Origin of the sequence: Caballeronia zhejiangensis (assembly GCF_022879815.1) — a bacterium.
Taxonomy (GTDB): domain Bacteria; phylum Pseudomonadota; class Gammaproteobacteria; order Burkholderiales; family Burkholderiaceae; genus Caballeronia; species Caballeronia zhejiangensis.
In genome coordinates, this window is the sequence record NZ_CP084283.1 from 426,539 (window position 1) to 445,428 (window position 18,890).

Genomic DNA, 18,890 nt, shown 5'->3' on the forward strand with positions numbered 1-18,890 from the left:
TCGCTCCAGACGCCTTATTGCGGTTCGCTGCCGCACTTGAGCGGCATCTTCAACGAGCCAGCGGGCGCGGGCACCGGGTTGGCGGGTGCGGTTTGCGTAGAGAGCCATGCGGCGACGGCGGTCACGTCGTCGTCCGTCAGGCGCGAGGCGATCTGCTGCATGCAATCGGGCGCCTTCGCGTGACGCGTGCCCGACTTCCATGCGCCGACTTGCGCGCTGATGTAGTCCGAATGCAGGCCGACGAGACCCGGGATGGCCGGCTGCATGCCGGTCAGACCCTTGCCGTGGCAGGCCGCGCACGCGGGAATGTTCTTCGATGCATCGCCGTTCAGCACGAGCTGCTGGCCGCGCGCGAGCGTCGTGGCCGACACGTTCGACTTCACGGGCGTCGGATACGGCGGGCGCTGGTTCGAGAAGTACGTCGCGATCTGATGAAGGTAATCGTCCGAGAGATACGTGACGAGGTAGTTCATCGGCGGGTACTTGCGCCGCCCTTCGCGGAAATTCTGGAGCTGGTTGTACAGATAGTCGGCAGGCTTGCCGGCAAGACGCGGGAAGTAATCGTTGTCCGTGCCTTCACCGTGAACGCCGTGGCACGCGGTACAGCCTTGCACGCGCGCGGCCATCGTGTCCGGTGCGATCGGCTGGTTCTGCGCCTGCGCGGCGGAGCTGAAAACGCCAGCGCTGCCTACCAGAGCCGAGGCAAAAGCCATAGCGAGCAGCGGACGAAAAATGCGTCTTGAAAACACGCGACACTCCATGAAATTCGGGGACCTGCCGAGCTTCGTGCGGCTCGGTGCGAAGGTGGCGAACCACGGCCACGCAGGGGGCGGTGGGTGGCGGACCACGGCCACAGCGGCTCGACGAGCCTCTGATGCGACGCGGCATTCTATCATCGATGCATGATGATGACTATTTGACACAATCTCGCTCTAAGTCCCGCTGCAGCGCATTCGCGACAATATGCCGCGCGGCTATTGACCACCCGCGACGAACTTCCTAGGCGCGTGTGGTTCATTGCCTCTCGACAAATATTCGACTCGATGCGAGACGCCCGATCGACGTGCTTCATGCAGTTTCGGAAGCGTCCGGCAAAAATTCAAGGCGTTTCGCTCGTGTTCGATGCTGTGCTGCACCGTGGACCTTCATTCAGACTCCGCAAAATTCCTTCGATGACCTTCCCTTTAGCAATGCGCGTTCACGCCGCGCCCGGTTCCGCATGATGAACGACGATCCTCTCTCGCTCGCGCAGACGGCCTTCGCCGCGCTCGCCGATCTGGCCTTCGCCTGCGTACTCGGCGCGCTGCTGCTGAACGTGTGGCTGTCGCGCGAACAGGCGTTCGCGACCGTATCGCCCGCGCGGCGCGGCTGGTTGCGGGCGGCGCGCGGCGGTCCGATCGCAGCCATCGCGCTCGTTCTGTGCAACTTCGCTTCGTTGTGGCTGCAGGCGGCGGCGATGAGCGGCGCGCCGATCGTGCAGGCGGGCGGCGCGTTGTGGCTCGTCGCGACGGGCACGCACGCGGGCATCGGCTGGTCGGTGGCACTGGCGGGCAGCGTGCTGTTGCTGCTCGCGTCGGCGGGCGGCGGCGCGCTTTCCGGTACGCGGATCGGCATGGCGCTCGTTGCCGCGCTGATCGTCGCGGCGGGCAAATCGGCGATCGGCCATGCCGCCGATGCCGGCGCGTTCTCGCTCGCCGAAGCGGTTCAGACGCTGCATCTGCTCGCGACGGCGGCGTGGGGCGGCATTGTGATCGCGGGTGCGTTCGTGTTGCCGGCGCTCGATACGTCGCTTGCGCGCGCATATCTGATCCGCACGGTCGCGCGCATGTCGCGAGCGGCGTCGATCGCGGTCGCGTTCGTCGTGCTGACGGGCGTGTTCAACGCGTGGCGCGGCATCGGCGGATCGGCCGCGGTGCTGACCGCGAGCGCGTGGGGTCATGCGTTGATCGTGAAGATGCTGCTGGTTGCGGCGGCGCTCGCGTTCGGCGCGCTCAACCGCTGGTCGGCGTTGCCGCGCCTGTCGCGCTCGGCATCGACGATGGACGCGCATACGGTCATCAACGTGATGCGCGTCGAAGCGCTGATGATGGCGGGTGTGTTCGTGGCGGCGGCGGTGCTGTCGCACAGCGTGCCGGGTTCGTCGCTCGCGGGATGAAAACGGCGACGCGCGGCGTTACTCGTAGCCGAGCCTGTGACTGACGATCGGCGCGCAAAACAGCGCGACCGCGCAGCCGATGATCTTGCCTTGCAACTCGACGAACGCCGTATGCGAACCGCCGACGAAGATCACTTCGACCAGTTGCGGCAGGCAGAACACGACCGCCGCACCGATGAACCAGCGCGTCACGGCCGCGATGCGCCAGCCGCGCTGCGCCCCGATTCCCGCGGCCACCACGCGCGCCACGCCCAGCGCGACGAGCGAGCCGACCGCGAGCTGGGCACGGACGTATTCATCGGGAAGGACCTGCCACATGATTGTTCTCGCTTTTTTGGTGACTATCGGCAGCGTATGCGCAAGAAGCTCGCCAGTATGTACGAGAAAACGCAGATCGTGAAGCGCGGCCCGCGCGGGGCCGCATTCGCTCAGAACGTGTGCTCCGGGCCGGGAAAACTGCCGTCCTTCACCGCGCGCACATAGGCTTCGACGGCGGCGAAAATGTTCGGCTGACCCTGCATGAAATCCTTGACGAAGCGCGGCCGCTTGCCGTGAAAGATGCCGAGCATGTCGTGCAGCACGAGCACTTGTCCGGAACAGTCGACGCCCGCGCCGATGCCGATCGTCGGAATCGCGAGCGCTGCGGTCACTTCGCGCGCGAGCAACGTCGGCACGGCTTCGATCACGATCAGTTGCGCGCCGGCTTCCTGCAGCGCGATGGCGTCGCGCTTCATCTGCTCGGCCGCCGCTTCGGACTTGCCCTGCACCTTGAAGCCGCCGAATGCGTGCACCGATTGCGGCGTGAGACCGACGTGCCCGCACACCGGAATCGAGCGCTCGACGAGAAAGCGCACGGTATCCGCGAGCCATTCGCCGCCTTCGATCTTCACCATCTGCGCGCCCGCGCGCATCAGTTGCACGGCGTTCGCATAGGCGTCTTCCTTCGAGCCGATGGTGCCGAACGGCATGTCCGCGACGATCAGCGCGCTGCGATTGCCGCGCGCGACCGACGCCGTGTGATACGCGATGTCCGCGAGCGTCACTGGCAGTGTCGTGTTGTGGCCTTGCAGCACATTGCCGAGCGAGTCGCCGATCAGCATGACATCGACGCCCGCGCGTTCGAGCAGCGCGCTGAAGCTCGCGTCGTAACACGTGAGCATCGCGATGCGCTCGCCGTTTTCGCGCATGGTCTGGAGCTTGGGGACGGTGATCGTCGCGCGATTCGTTTCCTGCAGATACGTCATGGTCGTTTCACTGAAGAGAGCGTGGCCGGGCTGCGAATTCAGACCGATACGCCTTTGACAAAGAATTCCTTGCGCCCGCGCATGGCGCCGATGCGCTCGATCAGAAGCGCGAGGTCGTCATCCGAGGCGAGCGGGTTCAGGTGCTCCGCGTTCACCGTGAGCAACGGCGTCGCGTCGTAGTGATAGAAGAAGTCGTTATAAGCATCGCAGAGCGCGCGCAGATACGAATCGGAAATTTGCAGCTCCATCGGCAGCGCGCGCTTCTGGATGCGCGAAAAAAGCACTTCCGGACTCGCCTGCAGATAGACGACGAGATCGGGTGCGGGCGCGCTCGCATGAATACGCGAGGCGATGTCCTTGTAGAGCTGGAACTCGTCGTCGGGCAGGGTGAGGCGCGCGAAGAGCTCGCTCTTCTGCGTGAGAAAGTCGGTCATCAGCGCGGCGCCGCTCGTGACGATATCGGCGGCTTCCTGCGTCTGCGATGCGCGCTGCAACGCGAAGCTCAACTGCGTGGCGAGCGCGTGCCGCGTGGTGTCGCGATAGAAGCGCTCGAGAAACGGATTGTCCTGCGGGCGCTCGAACAGCGTGCGCATCGACCACCGTTCGGCGAGCAGCGTCGCGAGCGTGGTCTTGCCGACGCCGATCGGCCCTTCGATCGCGATGTAACGATGCGGCGGCCGCAGTTGAGGCGCGGTGACGGTGAGTGGCGGAACGCTCATCGGCAGTCTGTCTTCGTGGAAGGGGAGTCGGTTGCGTTGGAGCCGCGCGGTTGCGTCGCGACCATGCACTGACACGTCGCGACTTTCTCGATGCGCTGATCGGCGACGCCGTCGATGAACGCATCGGCGCGACCGCGTTGAGGAAGGATGAGATCCGGCTCGAGCTCGACGAGCGGCACGAGCACGAAGGCGCGCTCGGTCATGCGCGGATGCGGCACGACGAGATCGGCTTCGTCGATGCTCGATGCGCCGTACAGCAGGATGTCGAGATCGAGCGTGCGCGGCGCATTGCGATACGGCCGCTCGCGCCCGAACTGCAACTCGATGTGATGACACAGGCGCAGCAGCGATCGCGCGGGCAGGCTCGTTTCGAGCTTGACGACGCAATTGAAGTAATCGTCGCCCGATGAATCGATCGGCGCGGTGCGATAGACGCTCGATTTCGCGAGCACGGTGATCGTGTGCTGCTGGGCGAGACACACGACTGCGTCTTTCAGGGTCTGGCGCGCATCGCCGAGATTCGCCCCCAGGCCCAGATAAGCAATCGTCATGGCAGAAGTCCTACGCGTGGGTCACAGCGGAAAGCGGGAGAACAGGATCGCTCTTCGCTACTGTAACCAAATCCGGCGTTACTCGTCGTCGGCGGCTTCGCGCCTGTTCGCCGCACTCGATACCGCGTCGTCATTGCCTGCCTGCGCGGCTTGCTCGTCCTGCGCGCCGGGTTCGCCCGAGCGACGCTTCGCGTTGCTGCGGCGCCGGCGCTTCTTCGGTGCGTTGCGATCCTTGCCGCCTTGCGACAGGAGTGCTTCGCGCTCGGCGTGATCGCCGTCGATGAAGTCGCTCCACCATTGGCCGATGGCCGCATCGAGCTCGCCCGATTCGCAACGCAACAGCAGGAAATCATACCCCGCTCTGAATCTTTGGTGTTCCAGCAGCTTCAGCGCGCTGCGGCCGCGTTTTTCCAGCCGATGCTGAAGACCCCAGATCTCGCGCATGTCGGACGAGTAGCGCTTGTGGATCGCGAGTTTCTCCGTCTGCATATCGAGGACATCGTCCATCGCGCGATGCAATGCGGGCACCGGATAGTCGCCGTTCGCGGTGTATTGCTGCCAGCGCGTCTGCACGTCGTGCCACAGGAGCGTCGCGAAGAGAAAGCCCGGCGACACGCCCTTGCCGGCGCGCACGCGCTCGTCGGTGCTGGTGAGCGCGAGCGTGACGAACTTCTCGCCGTGCGGCTGTTCGAGCACGACATCGAGCAGAGGCAACACGCCGTGATGCAGCCCTTCCTGACGCAGCCGCGTGAGACACGCGAGCGCATGGCCGGACAAGAGCAGCTTCAGCATCTCGTCGAAGAGACGCGCGGCCGGCACGTTGTTCATCAGGTCGGCGAGATCCTTGATCGGCGCGCGCGTGGCTTCGTCGATCTCGAAGCCGAGCTTCGCCGCGAAACGCACGACGCGCAGCATGCGTACCGGATCTTCGCGATAACGCGTGGCCGGATCGCCGATCATGCGCAACAGGCGCGCGCGGATGTCGGCCATGCCGTCGTGATAATCCAGCACCGTTTGCGTGGCCGGATCGTAGTACATCGCGTTGATGGTGAAGTCGCGGCGCGTGGCGTCTTCGTGCTGCTCGCCCCAGACGTTGTCGCGCAGCACGCGGCCGCTCGCATCGACGGCGTGCGTGCGCGCATCGAGCTCGCCGCGCTTGAGGCGTCGCGGCGGTTCGGCGGAAGGCTCCGGCGGCGCGTCCATGAGCGCGCGGAACGTCGATGTCTCGATGATCTCCTGCCCGAACTGCACATGCACGATCTGGAAGCGCCGGCCGATGATGCGCGCGCGGCGAAAGAGCTTCTGCACCTGATCGGGCGTGGCGTCGGTGGCGACGTCGAAGTCTTTCGGCGCGACGCCGAGCAGCAGGTCGCGCACCGCGCCGCCGACGATGAACGCGCGATGCCCGGCCTGCTGCAGGCCGTCGGTCACGCGTATCGCGTTCTTCGAGATCAGCGAAGGATCGATGCCGTGAATCTCCGACGACAGGATGACCGGCACGTTCGGATCGCGCTTCACGGGCGCGGCGGCTTTCTTGCGCGTGCTCTTGCGAGCGGGTTTCGGCGCGGCTTCGGAAGCAGCGGCGGGGACGTCGTGGCCTTCGTCGGCAGAGGCGGTTTCTTGCCCGAACAGCTTGCGGATGAGTTTTTTAATCACGAGTGTCGAACAGGTTCAGGATGCGCCAGCCTTTGGCTTGCGCGTGCGCGCGCAGGGTGTCGTCGGGATTGGTCGCGACCGGATCCGTGACGCGCTCGAGCAGCGGGATGTCGTTGTGCGAGTCGCTGTAGAAATAGCTGTGCTTGAAGTCGTCGAGCGTCTTGCCGAGCGTTGCGAGCCATTGCTCGACGCGCACGATCTTGCCTTCGCGATAACTCGGCGTGCCCGTCGGCCGGCCGGTGAGCGCGCCGAGCGGATGATCGTCGACCGTTTCGACTTCGCAGGCGATCAGCGTTTCGATGCCGAAGGCTTCGGCGATCGGCGCGGTGATGAACGCGTTCGTCGCGGTGACGAGGCAGCAGAGATCGCCTTCGTCCTGATGCTCGCGCACGAGCGTGACGGCGGCCGGCACGATGCGCGGGTTGATCACTTCGCGCATGAATTGCGCGTGCCAGTCGGTGAGCTGTTCGCGCGAGTATTTTGCGAGCGGGGCCAGCATCGCGTGCAGATACGCGTTGATGTCGAGCACGCCCGCCTTGTAATCGGCGTAGAAGGCGTCGTTCTGACGCGCGAAGGATTCCGCCTCGACGATGCCGAGCTTCACCATGAAGCGGCCCCATTCGTGGTCGCTGTCGGTGGGAATGAGCGTGTGATCGAGATCAAAGAGGGCAAGGTTCATGGGAGCGCATTCTACTTGAAGCGGGTCGGATCGTTGTCCGGCGCGGCGGGGCCGGATTCGGGGCCGTTCGGATCGGCGGGCGTTTCTTCCGGCGCCGATACGGGAACGAGGGGCGCGGCCCGGCCGGTTTGCTGGAGCATCGTGCGCAGCAGCGCTCGCGTCACCGCGCGCTTTTGTTCCAGGGAGAAGCGGTCGAGTTCGTCGAGCAGGGCCATGAGGCTCGGCATGTCGCGGCGAAAGTGCGTGAGCAGATAGGCGGGCACGTCGTCGGCGAGCACGATGCCGCGTTCGCGCGCCGCGTGCTTCAGCACCGATGCCTTCGCTTCGTCGGAAAGCGGCTGAAGATGGAACACGAGGCCCCAGCCGAGCCGCGTGCGCAGGTCTTCGCGGACCGTGAGCGCGAGCGGCGCGTCGTTGCCGGTGGCCACGAGCGCGCTCGCCGGATATGCGCGCACTTCGTTGAAGAGATTGAAAAGGGCGATCTGCTGCGCGGGGGAAAGGCGGTCGCAATCGTCGACGGCGTAAAGCGTCACGCGCGGATCGAACCCGAATGCGTTGAGCGCGCTCTGCGGGCCGAGATAGCGCGCATGGCCGTTCGCCTCGTGCGTGAGCGCCTGCAGCAGGTGGCTGCGGCCGCTGCCCGGCTCGCCCCACACGTAGAACGTGCGGTCGGCGACCGGCCCGGCCGCGAGCGCGCCTTCGAGTTCGCGCAGCCGCGCGATCAGTTCGTGATTGCCGGCGGCGAAAAAGTTATCGAAGGTGGCGGGCGGCGGCGTGCCCAGATCGAGCGTCAGTTGGCGTTGCACGGGAGATCGGTATCGTCGGGCCTTGAGTCGGGCGAATCTTGAAAACTGCCGGATGAGCTGCGGGTATACGCGCAAAGCCGCGGCGGACGGCCCTGCGCGCCAATGGCTCGGGCGCTTCTGAGATTGTCTGCGATCTCGAAAAAAGCGCCTTCGCGGATTCTGGCGTGCGCGGGAAAATCCGGCTGGCCGACCGTCGACGGGTCATCATCGGGTAAAATCGCATTTTACCGACCTTCTTGCTCCTCCCTCCATGAATCAACCGAAATCCGCACCGGACGCCCAAGGTTTGTCGTATCGCGACGCGGGCGTGGACATCGACGCGGGCGACGCGCTCGTCGACCGGATCAAGCCGTTTGCCAAGAAAACGTTGCGCGACGGCGTGCTGGGCGGCATCGGCGGATTCGGCGCGCTCTTCGAGGTGCCGAAGAAGTACAAGGAGCCGGTGCTCGTATCGGGCACGGACGGCGTCGGCACGAAGCTGCGCCTCGCGTTCACGCTGAACCGGCATGACACGGTCGGCCAGGATCTCGTCGCGATGAGCGTCAACGACATTCTCGTGCAGGGCGCCGAGCCGCTCTTCTTCCTCGATTACTTCGCGTGCGGCAAGCTGGATGTCGACACCGCGGCGGACGTCGTGAAGGGCATCGCCACGGGCTGCGAGCTGGCGGGCTGCGCGCTGATCGGCGGCGAGACGGCGGAAATGCCGGGCATGTATCCGGACGGCGAATACGACCTCGCGGGCTTCGCGGTCGGCGCGGTGGAAAAGAGCAAGATCATCGACGGCAGCACGATCAAGCCGGGCGATGTCGTGCTGGGCCTGGCATCGAGCGGCATCCACTCGAACGGTTATTCGCTGGTGCGCAAGATCATCGAGCGCGCGAATCCGGATCTCAACGCCGATTTCGACGGCCGGACGCTTGCCGACGCGCTGATGGCGCCCACGCGCATCTACGTGAAGCCGCTCTTGTCGGCGATGCAAAGCGTCAGGGTGAAGGGCATGGCGCATATCACGGGCGGCGGTCTCGTCGAGAATATTCCGCGCGTGCTGCGCGATGGGCTGACGGCGGAGCTGGATCATCGCGCGTGGCCGCTGCCGCCGCTGTTCGCGTGGCTGCAGAAGCACGGCGGCGTCGCGGATGCGGAGATGCATCGCGTGTTCAACTGCGGTATCGGCATGGCGGTGATCGTTGCGGCGGAAGATGCCGATGCGGCAACCGGCCTGTTGTCGGGCGCCGGCGAGCAGGTGTGGAAGATCGGCGTCGTGCGCGAGAGCAAGGAAGGTGAGGCGCAGACGGTGGTGGTTTGATAGTGCCGTTGTCGCGCTGATAAGAAAGACCCTCGCGAAGTGCGAGGGTTTTTTGTTTGGGGATTACATCGGCCGCATGTAAGGCGACCGAATTTGCTGCGGATTCGGCCCCAGTTGCGTGAGGAGGAAGTCCATAGCTGTCTTGTTATAGGCCGGTCTTGGATCGACGTGCGAAACGCCGTTGGGCAGGTAAGGCGGGCGCAATCCGGGTGTAAGCAACTCGCCCTTGTACAACGCGCCGTTGTATTCGACGATCCAGTTCGCGCTCTCCGTGAGCAGCCCGATAGAGGTCCCCTGCACCCGCATGTAGCGATGGCCGCCAAACGATTGGATTTCTCGCTTGTACCACGCGCTCAATTGATCGAGCGTGCGTGGGTCGCTGTATTTTTCGGATAGATCGACCCGAAGGAACGTCGTAAGCGCCTCGTAGCGCGGCACGTACATCTTCAAGCCAGGTGGCATCAACGCTGTATCGCCGGACGGAAACGACAGCCGCGGCATCAGGAGCGTTAAAGTGTCCTTCCTGCCTTGGAAGCTTTCGGTCGCGGCCGTGACTGTCTGACATTGGCAAGCCCGTGGCGCAGTGGCGCCGCTCAGCCAAGCCTTTTGATACTGAGCTTATAGAACGATCGTGTGCAAAATTTCAGTATGACTTTTCAGACTTTCGAAGTTTTCCTAATCGCTGCTACCGCCCGCTCCGTCGCGTCCCCCGCGCAGCAATCCACCACGACTCGCTCCGGCATCGCGCGCAGCCACGTCAACTGCCGCTTGCACAACTGCCGCGTCGCGAAAATGCCCTTGTCGCGCATCTCGTCGTAACCCGTCGTGCCGTCGAGATAGTCCCACGCTTGCCGATAGCCGACACAGCGCATCGACGGCATCGAAAGATCCAGATCGCCGCGCGCACGCAACGCGCGCACTTCGTCGATGAAGCCGTGCGCGAGCATCGCATCGAAACGTGCGGCGATGCGCGCATGCAGCACCGCGCGATCCGACGGCTCCAGCGCGACCGGCACGAAGCGATACGGCGCATCCGCATCCTGAACGCGCGGCGCGGCGAGCAGCGCGGACATCGGCTGGCCGGACAGCATGAAGATTTCGAGCGCGCGCTGGATGCGCTGCGAGTCGTTCGGCGCAAGCCGCGCGGCGGTTTGCGGATCGACCGCCGCGAGCCGCGCATGCAGCGCGGGCCAGCCATCGCGGGCGGCGTCGGCGTCGAGGGCGGCGCGCACGTCGGCATCGGCGGTCGGCAGATCGTTCAGGCCTTGTGTCAGCGCCTTGTAGTACAGCATCGTCCCGCCGACCAGCAACGGCACGTTGCCGCGCGCGACGATCTCGCCGACGAGCCGCAGCGCATCCGCACGAAACTGCGCGGCGGAATACGTTTCGGCGGGATCGATGATATCGATCAGATGATGCGGCGCCGCCGCGCGCTCCTCGGCGTTCGGCTTGGCCGTGCCGATATCCATCTCGCGATAGACGAGCGCCGAATCCACGCTGACGATTTCCACCGGATGCAGCGCCGCGAACGCGAGCGCGGCCGCGGTCTTTCCCGACGCCGTCGGCCCGAGAAGACACGCAACAGGCAAGGCGGAAGCGCTCATTGTCCGCGCATGAAGAGTCGGTCGAGATCGGCGAGCGTGAGCTGATACCACGTCGGACGGCCGTGATTGCACTGATCGGCGCGCTCGGTCGCTTCCATCTGGCGCAGGAGCGCGTTCATCTCGTCGAGCGTGAGCCGGCGATTCGCGCGCACCGCGTTATGACACGCGAGCGTGCCGAGCAATTCGTGCTGACGTTCGGTGAGCACGCGCGAGCCGCCATACGCGTGCAGATCGGCGAGCACGGCGCGCGCGAGCGATTGCAGGTCGGCGTCCTTCAGCAACGCGGGCACGGCGCGGATCGCGATCGACGTCGGCGACAACACCGCGAGATCGAAGCCGAGCGCATCGAGCGTCGCGCGCTCTTCCTCGACGATGCCGATCTCGACTGGCTCCGCTGTCATCGACACGGGAATCAGCAGGGGCTGCACCGCGATCGCGCGATCGGCGAGCGCGTGCTTGAATTGCTCGTAAAGAATGCGCTCGTGCGCGGCATGCATGTCGACGATCACGAGGCCGCGCGCGTTCTGCGCCAAAACATAGATGCCGTGAATCTGGCCGACGGCGAAACCGAGCGGCTGTTCATCGGCGTGATCGAGCGCACTGTCCGCACTGTCACTGGCGATCAGCGGCGCGGGAGGGCGCTCGTTCATCGACGGATACGGCGTGTCGATGGTCGTCGTCGCGCCTGACGTACCCGCGCCGATGTCCTTGCGACCGAACAGCGCGTCGTAAAGCGCGAGCGGCTGCGCGACGGGGAGCGTGCCCTGCGTCATGCGCGACTGGCGCATCCAGTTCGTGCCGTTCTCGCTTTTCAGCGTGAGCGAATCCGGCGTGCCGGCGAAAGGCTTTGCGCTGAACGAAGCCGGGCCGGTCGGCTGCAATTGCGCCGCGTGTCCGCCCGCCGTCGTTTCCGGCGACGCGCCCGCATGCCGCGCCAGCGCGCGCTGCACGGCGTGAAAGACGTATTGATGAATCGAGCGCGAATCGCGAAAGCGCACTTCGATCTTCGACGGATGCACGTTCACATCGACGGATTCGGGCGGCAAATCGAGAAACAGCACGTACGCCGGATAGCGATTGCCGTGCAGCACATCTTCATACGCGGCGCGCACGGCGTGCGTGAGCAGCTTGTCGCGCACGAAGCGGCCGTTCACGAAGAAATATTGCTGATCGGCGCGCCCGCGGCTCGCGGTCGGCAAACCCGCGCAGCCGTAGACCGCAAGCGGCCCGGCGCGTTCGTCGAGCGGCAGATGCGCGGTTTCGAACACCTCGCCGAGAATCTTCGCGACGCGCGTCTGCGGATCGCTCGCGTTCCAGTGCTCGACGGCTTTGCCGTTGTGCATCACTGAAATCGCGACGTCGGGCCGTGCGAGCGCCGTGCGGCGAATCACGTCGAGGCAATGCCCGAGCTCGGTCTGCTCGCTCTTCAGGAATTTGCGGCGCGCGGGCGTGTTGAAATACAGCTCGCGCACTTCCATTGTCGTGCCGACGGTGCCCGCGGCGGGCGAGATGGCGCCGGTTTGCGCGTCGATGCGCGTCGCGTGCGGGCAGCTTTCGGTGCGGCTCGTGATGAACAGTTCCGCAACCGACGCGATCGACGCAATCGCCTCGCCGCGAAACCCGAGCGTCGCAACGGCTTCGAGTTCCGCGAGCGAGCGGATCTTGCTGGTCGCGTGGCGCATCAGCGCGAGCGGAAGCTCGTTCGGCGGAATGCCGCAGCCGTCGTCGGCGATCACGATGCGTTTCACGCCGCCTTCGTCGAGCGTGATGCGCAGTGTCGTCGCGCCGGCGTCGAGTGCGTTTTCCAGCAGTTCCTTGACGACCGACGCAGGCCGCTCCACCACTTCGCCAGCGGCAATCTGGCTGATGAGCTGATCGGGCAGCGGGGCGATGGCGCGCGGACGGCGCCCGGCATCGGCTGTCGAAGCGCCAGCGGAGGTTTCGTTTAGGTCGGACATGGCGAAATTATAACGATTCGCAACGTTCGGGCTTCGGGTGGCCGGCTGCATCGGTCCGGGCGCGCACGTATCCAAGAGCGCGGGCCAGAGCGGGACTTTCTTGCGCCGCAATTTATTTGCATTACTGAGTTTTTTTCGGGTCCACGCGTACAATGCATTACGCCGCCGCAAGAGAGTTCTGCCAGGCCGCGCGCAATGAATCCGTCGATCTCACTCACGCAATATTTCTCGCACCGCCAATTTGTTTGCCATCGAGGCGGCGATTCCTGCGGAGATATGAATTCGTTCGTGTTTCGAATGCGCGCGTTCGCGACCGTTGAATCGGGTAATCGTTACGGCCTAATAATCATTTCGGGCATTAATTGTTTAAGAGTTTTCGTATGGCCGCGACGATTTTGATCATGCCGGTTATCCGCAAATGCGGAGCGATTCAGCCACGGGATTCCGCCGGAGGCCAAATGTATTGGGTTATGTTTTCGAAACTTCAGAAAAAGGATAATTCATGTCCCGTATCGCTTCAGAAAAAAAGAAACCGACTGGAAATCATGCCGTGACCGAAGCGCCGCCGACGAAAGGCCAGCAGGCAGGCGCGCATTCCAGTCATAAGAACGCGGAAGCAAAAACTCAGAAGAGTCGTGTGGCGGCAAACGGTAAAAGCGGAAACAACTTTCCGAATGTGCTCGTGCATGGGTTTTGCGGTTGGGGTCGCGAAAGGCTGACGAGCAAGATTTATCACTATTTCGGCGGCACAGGCGATATTCAGGAATATCTCAATAATAGGGGTTACCAGACTTTCACCCCTGCGGTCGGACCGTTATCCAGTAACTGGGACCGGGCCTGCGAGCTTTATTATTTCTTGAAGGGCGGCGTGGTGGATTACGGCGCGGTGCATTCGGCGCGTTACGGCCACGAACGTTATGGACGTTCGTATCCCGGCGTATTTCCCGAATGGAGCGAAGAACACAAGGTTCATCTGATCGGGCACAGCATGGGCGGTCCGACCATCCGCACTCTCGTGCAATTGCTGGAACATGGCGATCCGGATGAAATTGCCTTCGCGCCGAGTTCGCGGGAAGCCGGCACCTCCGAACTCTTCAAGGGCGGCAAGCAATGGGTACATAGCATCACGTCCATCGCTGGCGTCAACAACGGCACCCCGGTCGCAGACGATCTCGGCGAGCCGATGTCCGACCTGCTATTGAGCCTGGCGAGCCTGTGCGGCGCCGATAACCGCGATCTGCTTTTCGACTTCGACTTGAAGCAGTGGGGCATCCACCGCGAGAAGGGCGAGGATCTGGTCGAATACGCCAAAAAGATCATCCTCAGCAAGGCCTGGAAGACGACTGACAGCGCAATCTACGATCTTTCCTTCGCCGCGGCCCGACTGCAGAACATCTGGGTAAAGACGTCGCCGCACACTTATTACGCGTCGTATTGCGCCGATGGAACGGTGCCCGGCCTCGCCGACACGCGTGTTCCGATGTCGAACATGAACCCGTTGCTCCTCGGCGGCGGCGCGGCGCTCGGCCTCAATGAAAGGGATCTTGCGGGCGGATTCCTGAACTGGCGTCCCAATGACGGTTGCGTCCCGGTTCCGTCGGCGCAGTACCCGATCGGGCACGCGCACGAGTTCGTCGGGGACAACCCCGCTCATCCGCCGAAGAAGGGCGTCTGGTACGTTCATCCTCCGATCGCCGGCGTGGATCATATCGGCATCGTGCAGCCGGTCGGCAGCACGACGCTCGAGTGGCTGGAGGAATTTTTTGGGAAAATCGCGGCCTATAACAAGGCGCTGCCAATTTAGCGACCCGGCCGGAGCCTGATCTTTCCTGTGGGGCTTTCGGGCGCCGGGTTGCGCGCGCTTCCGGGTGAACATTCGTGTGAGCGAGCCCGGCGCCGCGCCACTTCGGTATCATGGCGCGACTCCCGCATTTGTTGCCGATGCGCCGCTTTTCCGGCGCCGGCTTACTTTTTGAGGAAAGATTTTTGGACACGTTGCTGCAATTCCTGGGACTCATCCTTCACATCGACAAGTCGCTCGGTGTCTTCATCCAGAATTACGGCGCCTGGGTGTACGCGGTGTTGTTCCTGATCGTGTTCTGCGAAACCGGGCTCGTCGTGTTTCCGTTCCTGCCGGGCGATTCGCTGCTGTTCATCGGCGGCGCGTTCGCCGCGTCGCACGAAATGGATCTCTTCGCGCTGATCGCGCTCCTGCTCATCGCGGCCGTGACCGGGAACACGGTGAATTACTGGATCGGCCGCGCCATCGGGCCGAAAGTTTTCGATACGAACATTCCCGTGCTCGAGCGCTTTCTGGACCGCGCCGCGCTGCAGAAAACCCACAACTTCTACGAGAAGCACGGCGGCAAGACGATCGTGATCGCGCGTTTCGTGCCGGTGGTGCGGACGTTCGCGCCGTTCGTCGCGGGCGTGTCGTCGATGAGTCACGGGCGCTTCCAGCTCTTCAATATTCTGGGCGCGCTCATCTGGGTGCTGTTGCTCGTGTTGCTCGGCTATTTCTTCGGCAACATTCCGTTCATCAAGCAGTATCTGAACGTGATCGTGCTGGTGGGGATCGGCGCGGCCATCGTGCCGGTGGCGATCGGCGCGCTATGGAAGATGAGCCGTCGCAATTCTAAGGCTTGAGGAAGAGCGGGATGCGCGAGGCCGTCGGATGCCGGCCTCGCTCACGCCGCGAAACCGCTCAACGGCGCCGGAACAGGCGGATCACGAAAAGCAGCACGACCGCGCCGATCACCGCGGTGATCAGCGTGCCGAGGATGCCGCCGCCGAATGAGATGCCGAGCGTGCTGAAGAGCCATCCGCCGATCACGCCGCCGACGATGCCGACGAGAATGTCGACGATCACGCCGAAGCCGCTGCCGTTCATGATGAGGCCGGCGAGCCAGCCCGCCACGCCGCCGATGATGAGGCTGAGGATGATTCCGTGTTGCATGATTTGCATGCGTTGAGACTCCAGTCGAATTGAGAGATGCGGGACGCAGGCGGGACCTGCAATCGGGCGCGGGCAATGTAGCGGAAATGACCGTGGCGGGGGATTGTCAACTGTCAAGGATTGTCGATGCAGCGTCGGCAAACAGCGCGGACGACAGATGACACATGGCCGGGGCAAAATACGTCAAAAATTTGGATTGCCAAAAGGTTCGGTCGGCGCTTGGGCGAAGTGTGTCGTTTAGGTCACTGAGGCGAATTTGTATCTGTAATGTTTTATGCTGGCGGAATTGGTTGAAAAAGTTCAAGACGACAAGCATGAGAAAGCTGGTGGTGATGCACAAGGAAGGTTTCGGATCGGGCCCGCGCGGGGCGATCGCGGGCGTGGCGCTCGCAGCGGGGTTGGCTGCCGGATTGACGGGATGTTCATCGACGCCGCGCGAGCCCGCGCCGATCGTCGAAAGTTCCGCGCTGAGCGCGCCGCCGGTGGTGCAGAGCGGGTCGCCGATCGTGACGCCCGCGCCAGTCGTGCCGCTCGGGCCGACGACACCCGCGCCCGTCGAACCGGGCTTTTATCGCGTTAAGCCGGGCGACACGCTTTACGGCATTTCGCGCACCTTCAAGCAGAAGCCCGCTGATCTGGCCAAGTGGAACACGTTGCCGGAAAGCAGGCAGGTGAACGTCGGGCAGGTGTTGCGCGTGATGCCGCCGGGTGCGTCGTCAACGACGGTGAGTTCGGCGAGCGTCGGATCGAAGATGGCGCAGCCGCCGCTTCTGCCGACGCCGGAGAAATCGGTGGCGCAGAAGCCAGCGGCGGAAAAGCCCGCCGCTGCGGCCAGCGAAGAACATCAATCCGCAGTCACCGCGACTGCATCCAAGGGCACCTTCGTCTGGCCCGCGCACGGCGACGTCGTGCGCAAGTTCGGCGCGAGCGGCAACAAGGGCATCGACATCGAAGGCAAGGTCGGGCAGCCAGTCAAGGCAGCGGCGTCGGGCAAGGTCGTGTATGCGGGAAGCGGCTTGCGTTCCTACGGGCGCATGATCATCGTCAAGCACGGCAACGATTATCTGACCGCCTACGCGTACAACGAGAAGCTGCTCGTGAAGGAAGGCGATTCCGTCAAGCAGGGCGCGACCATCGCCGACATGGGCACCGGCCCGGGCGGCACGCCCGCGCTGCATTTCGAAGTGAGAAAGTCGGGCACCGCGGTCGATCCGATGCCGTTGCTCGGCGCGGCCGGCGGCTGATTCCTGGCCGGGCGGGAAGGGAGCCGAAAGGTGAAGAAGATCATGATCGCCGCGCTGACCGCGGCGTCGCTGACGTCGCTGCTTTCCGGCTGCGAGCAGCAGCAGAGCGAGGAAGCGTTGAACAAGCTCAAGGCATTTTTCAATGCAGTGAAGCCGGACAACTTGCTGCTCAAGAACCTGCAGCCCGGCGTGACGACCGAGGCGCAGATCCGCGACCAAATGGGCGAACCCGAGACGGAGCGCACGTTCACCGACGGAAGCAAGCGCCTCGAATATCCGCGCGGCCCGGCGGGCACGAACACCTACATGGTCGATCTCGACCCCCGCGGGCATTTCGTTTCCGTGACGCAGGTGCTGACCGCCGAGAACTTCGCGAAAGTGCGCCTCGGCATGACGATGGACGAAGTGCGCAGACTGCTCGGCAAGCCGACCGAAATCGCGGAGTATCGGCTGAAGAAGGAGCGCGTCTGGAGCTGGCACTGGCTCGAAGACGGCGTGAATCAGGACGCCATGTTCAACGTGCACTTCGGTCCGGATGGCACCGTGGCGACGACGTCGCGGTCCGAAGCGATCCGCGGCGGTCAACGCTGATTCCGGGCATGACGACGATGAGTGACTCGGTGACATACGACACGCGCCTTCGCCTGATGGACGAAGCGTCGCGCTATCGCGATCAGGCGTCGCGCCAGGCCGGCGCAAAGCAGCTTGTGCTCTGGGATTGCGGGCGCGGGCATCGCTGGGACAAGACGCTCGACATCGCGCAGAACGTGCGCTGCATGAATTGCGCGACCGAGCGGCGCGAATTGGAGACGAAGCGTCTGCAGGACATCGCGCAAGCGCGCGGCGGCGCGCTGCTTTCGCACCGCTATGTCGATGCCGCGACGCCCTTGAGCTGGCGATGCGCGTACGGTCACGTTTGGGATGCGACTCCCGATGCGGTGTCGCGCCATTGGTGCAGCGAGTGCGCGCGCACCGTGTTCGCGGCCGTCCGCTGACCGATCCAACGGCATCAAAGAAAAAGCCGGCGAATGCCGGCTTTTGAGCTTCTTTGTCGGGGCGCTGGCCTCTTTCGCCTGCGACTCGTCGCGCCGTTGGCAAAAACTCGCGCTTTGCTTTTTTATTCTCGCGCTTTGCTTTTACCCACGACCTGATCGAGTGCCGCCCATCCTGTTTGTCGGTCTCTCAGCGCGTTTTGCTGCTGCCCCCCGTGCGCTGGAAAAAGTATTGCAAATGGCCATTCCTAAGAATGTACGCTCGCAAACACATTCGCAAATTGATAAGCATCTGCGGGGAAGTCCCGATCCGCGAAGCGATCTTCAGTCGGCCGACGACACCGTTTCCACACGCCCGATACCCGAACGCATGTTCGCCGCGACGAGCGATTGCGTGACCATGCGCGCTTCCGCCTGCGCGATGTGCTCGAGCGTCGCTTCTTCCAGTTGCGCCGCGAAAACGGCGAGCGCCGTGCACAGACGTGCGTGCTGACCGGCATCGAGCGTCCAGACGCCTTCGTCCGAATGACGCGCGTCCAGTTCGACGAGCGCTTCGTGCGCAAGCGTGATGTCGTGGTCGCATTCCGCCGCGTGGCCCAACTGGCACAACTCTTCCGCGACCAACATGTGACGGCATAGCGTCATGAAGAGCGGCTGCGATCCGTGTCCGCGATGAAACGCGTCGAGCGCCACATAGCAGCGCAGCAGCATCGCGTCGATCATCGGTTCGCGGGCGGCGCGGCTGTAGGTCAGCGCGCGCAGAAGCGGCGACATCGCGGGACGGGCGGATTTCATGTTCGTCGATTTCTTCTTCACGGCAGAGCTCCCGAAAAAGGTGTTCGCTTAACGCCGGTGCTGTCTGTCGCGCCGGGACGCGGAATGCGTTGGATGCGTTTGACGTTGGAAGCATCATCGCACCGGAAAATTAGCTGTGTCTTAAGGCGCGTAACCGCCGGATGCCTGCCAGCTATAACGCCGCGCGACGACGGCGGTGGACGCATGTGCTGTGACATTTGTAAG

Annotated in this window: 20 protein-coding genes; 7 read left to right on the plus strand and 13 right to left on the minus strand. The window is 63.8% G+C overall.

Annotation, left to right across the window (positions count from 1 at the left end; all coding sequences use genetic code 11):
* Positions 1–14 precede the first annotated feature (14 nt).
* Positions 15–761: a c-type cytochrome gene (locus LDZ23_RS02035; RefSeq protein WP_008351405.1), complete on the minus strand. Its 747-nt coding sequence runs from the start codon at positions 759–761 to the stop codon at positions 15–17.
* 461 nt (positions 762–1,222) lie between these two features.
* On the opposite strand from LDZ23_RS02035, the gene LDZ23_RS02040 reads away from it, so the two are divergent.
* Positions 1,223–2,155 (plus strand): CopD family protein, encoded by a 933-nt coding sequence (locus LDZ23_RS02040; RefSeq protein WP_175979825.1) that lies wholly within the window; start codon positions 1,223–1,225, stop codon positions 2,153–2,155.
* Between the two features lie 18 nt (positions 2,156–2,173).
* On the opposite strand, the gene LDZ23_RS02045 is transcribed toward LDZ23_RS02040, so the two are convergent.
* The 7 genes from LDZ23_RS02045 to hda form a co-directional block, all read right to left on the minus strand.
* Positions 2,174–2,473: a hypothetical protein gene (locus LDZ23_RS02045; protein ID WP_008351402.1), complete on the minus strand. Its 300-nt coding sequence runs from the start codon at positions 2,471–2,473 to the stop codon at positions 2,174–2,176.
* A 110-nt stretch (positions 2,474–2,583) separates the two neighbouring features.
* On the minus strand, positions 2,584–3,399 hold the full coding sequence (panB, locus tag LDZ23_RS02050; RefSeq protein ID WP_008351400.1) for a 3-methyl-2-oxobutanoate hydroxymethyltransferase: 816 nt from the start codon (positions 3,397–3,399) through the stop codon (positions 2,584–2,586).
* A gap of 38 nt (positions 3,400–3,437) precedes the next feature.
* On the minus strand, positions 3,438–4,118 hold the full coding sequence (locus LDZ23_RS02055) for a deoxynucleoside kinase (protein ID WP_008351398.1): 681 nt from the start codon (positions 4,116–4,118) through the stop codon (positions 3,438–3,440).
* Positions 4,115–4,669, minus strand: a complete 555-nt coding sequence (gene folK, locus LDZ23_RS02060; protein WP_008351396.1) for a 2-amino-4-hydroxy-6-hydroxymethyldihydropteridine diphosphokinase — start codon at positions 4,667–4,669, stop codon at positions 4,115–4,117. The genes LDZ23_RS02055 and folK overlap by 4 nt, the downstream gene beginning before the upstream one ends.
* Before the next feature lie 78 nt (positions 4,670–4,747).
* Complete coding sequence (pcnB, locus tag LDZ23_RS02065; RefSeq protein ID WP_008351395.1) at positions 4,748–6,325, minus strand: polynucleotide adenylyltransferase PcnB; 1,578 nt, start codon at positions 6,323–6,325, stop codon at positions 4,748–4,750.
* Entirely contained in the window at positions 6,318–7,004 is a 687-nt protein-coding gene (locus tag LDZ23_RS02070; RefSeq protein ID WP_008351393.1) for a histidinol-phosphatase, read from the minus strand. The genes pcnB and LDZ23_RS02070 overlap by 8 nt, the downstream gene beginning before the upstream one ends.
* Before the next feature lie 11 nt (positions 7,005–7,015).
* A complete protein-coding gene (hda, locus tag LDZ23_RS02075) occupies positions 7,016–7,810 on the minus strand; it encodes a DnaA regulatory inactivator Hda (RefSeq protein WP_008351391.1) in 795 nt (264 codons plus the stop codon).
* A 250-nt stretch (positions 7,811–8,060) separates the two neighbouring features.
* On the opposite strand from hda, the gene purM reads away from it, so the two are divergent.
* Positions 8,061–9,116: a phosphoribosylformylglycinamidine cyclo-ligase gene (gene purM / locus LDZ23_RS02080; protein WP_244807700.1), complete on the plus strand. Its 1,056-nt coding sequence runs from the start codon at positions 8,061–8,063 to the stop codon at positions 9,114–9,116.
* Positions 9,117–9,179: 63 nt separating this feature from the next.
* On the opposite strand, the gene LDZ23_RS02085 is transcribed toward purM, so the two are convergent.
* The 3 genes from LDZ23_RS02085 to mutL all read right to left on the minus strand — a co-directional run bounded on the left by LDZ23_RS02085 (position 9,180) and on the right by mutL (position 12,678).
* On the minus strand, positions 9,180–9,617 hold the full coding sequence (locus tag LDZ23_RS02085) for a hypothetical protein (protein WP_244807701.1): 438 nt from the start codon (positions 9,615–9,617) through the stop codon (positions 9,180–9,182).
* A gap of 155 nt (positions 9,618–9,772) precedes the next feature.
* Complete coding sequence (gene miaA / locus LDZ23_RS02090; RefSeq protein WP_244807702.1) at positions 9,773–10,720, minus strand: tRNA (adenosine(37)-N6)-dimethylallyltransferase MiaA; 948 nt, start codon at positions 10,718–10,720, stop codon at positions 9,773–9,775.
* Positions 10,717–12,678, minus strand: a complete 1,962-nt coding sequence (mutL, locus tag LDZ23_RS02095; protein WP_175979827.1) for a DNA mismatch repair endonuclease MutL — start codon at positions 12,676–12,678, stop codon at positions 10,717–10,719. Before mutL ends, miaA begins: the two co-directional genes overlap by 4 nt.
* 502 nt (positions 12,679–13,180) lie before the next feature.
* Between mutL and LDZ23_RS02100 the strand changes: the two genes are divergently transcribed.
* Together LDZ23_RS02100 and LDZ23_RS02105 are read left to right on the plus strand one after the other, a co-directional pair.
* Positions 13,181–14,482 (plus strand): esterase/lipase family protein, encoded by a 1,302-nt coding sequence (locus LDZ23_RS02100; RefSeq protein WP_244807703.1) that lies wholly within the window; start codon positions 13,181–13,183, stop codon positions 14,480–14,482.
* Positions 14,483–14,664: 182 nt separating this feature from the next.
* The gene (locus LDZ23_RS02105) at positions 14,665–15,324 is read left to right on the plus strand and encodes a DedA family protein (protein ID WP_008351380.1); all 660 of its coding nucleotides are present in this window, start codon (positions 14,665–14,667) and stop codon (positions 15,322–15,324) included.
* Between the two features lie 58 nt (positions 15,325–15,382).
* Here LDZ23_RS02105 and LDZ23_RS02110 read toward each other — a convergent pair whose 3' ends face one another.
* Complete coding sequence (locus LDZ23_RS02110; RefSeq protein WP_008351379.1) at positions 15,383–15,634, minus strand: GlsB/YeaQ/YmgE family stress response membrane protein; 252 nt, start codon at positions 15,632–15,634, stop codon at positions 15,383–15,385.
* A 314-nt stretch (positions 15,635–15,948) separates the two neighbouring features.
* Between LDZ23_RS02110 and LDZ23_RS02115 the strand changes: the two genes are divergently transcribed.
* Genes LDZ23_RS02115 through LDZ23_RS02125 form a run of 3 tightly spaced genes read left to right on the plus strand, consistent with a single transcriptional unit; the run spans position 15,949 to position 17,873 of the window.
* Positions 15,949–16,878, plus strand: a complete 930-nt coding sequence (locus LDZ23_RS02115) for a peptidoglycan DD-metalloendopeptidase family protein (protein WP_033536531.1) — start codon at positions 15,949–15,951, stop codon at positions 16,876–16,878.
* A 42-nt stretch (positions 16,879–16,920) separates the two neighbouring features.
* A complete protein-coding gene (locus LDZ23_RS02120; protein ID WP_244808099.1) occupies positions 16,921–17,469 on the plus strand; it encodes an outer membrane protein assembly factor BamE in 549 nt (182 codons plus the stop codon).
* 8 nt (positions 17,470–17,477) lie between these two features.
* Positions 17,478–17,873, plus strand: coding sequence for a hypothetical protein (locus tag LDZ23_RS02125; RefSeq protein WP_008351376.1), 396 nt, complete (start codon positions 17,478–17,480; stop codon positions 17,871–17,873).
* 321 nt (positions 17,874–18,194) lie between these two features.
* On the opposite strand, the gene LDZ23_RS02130 is transcribed toward LDZ23_RS02125, so the two are convergent.
* Entirely contained in the window at positions 18,195–18,686 is a 492-nt protein-coding gene (locus LDZ23_RS02130) for a hypothetical protein (protein ID WP_008351375.1), read from the minus strand.
* Positions 18,687–18,890 lie beyond the last annotated feature (204 nt).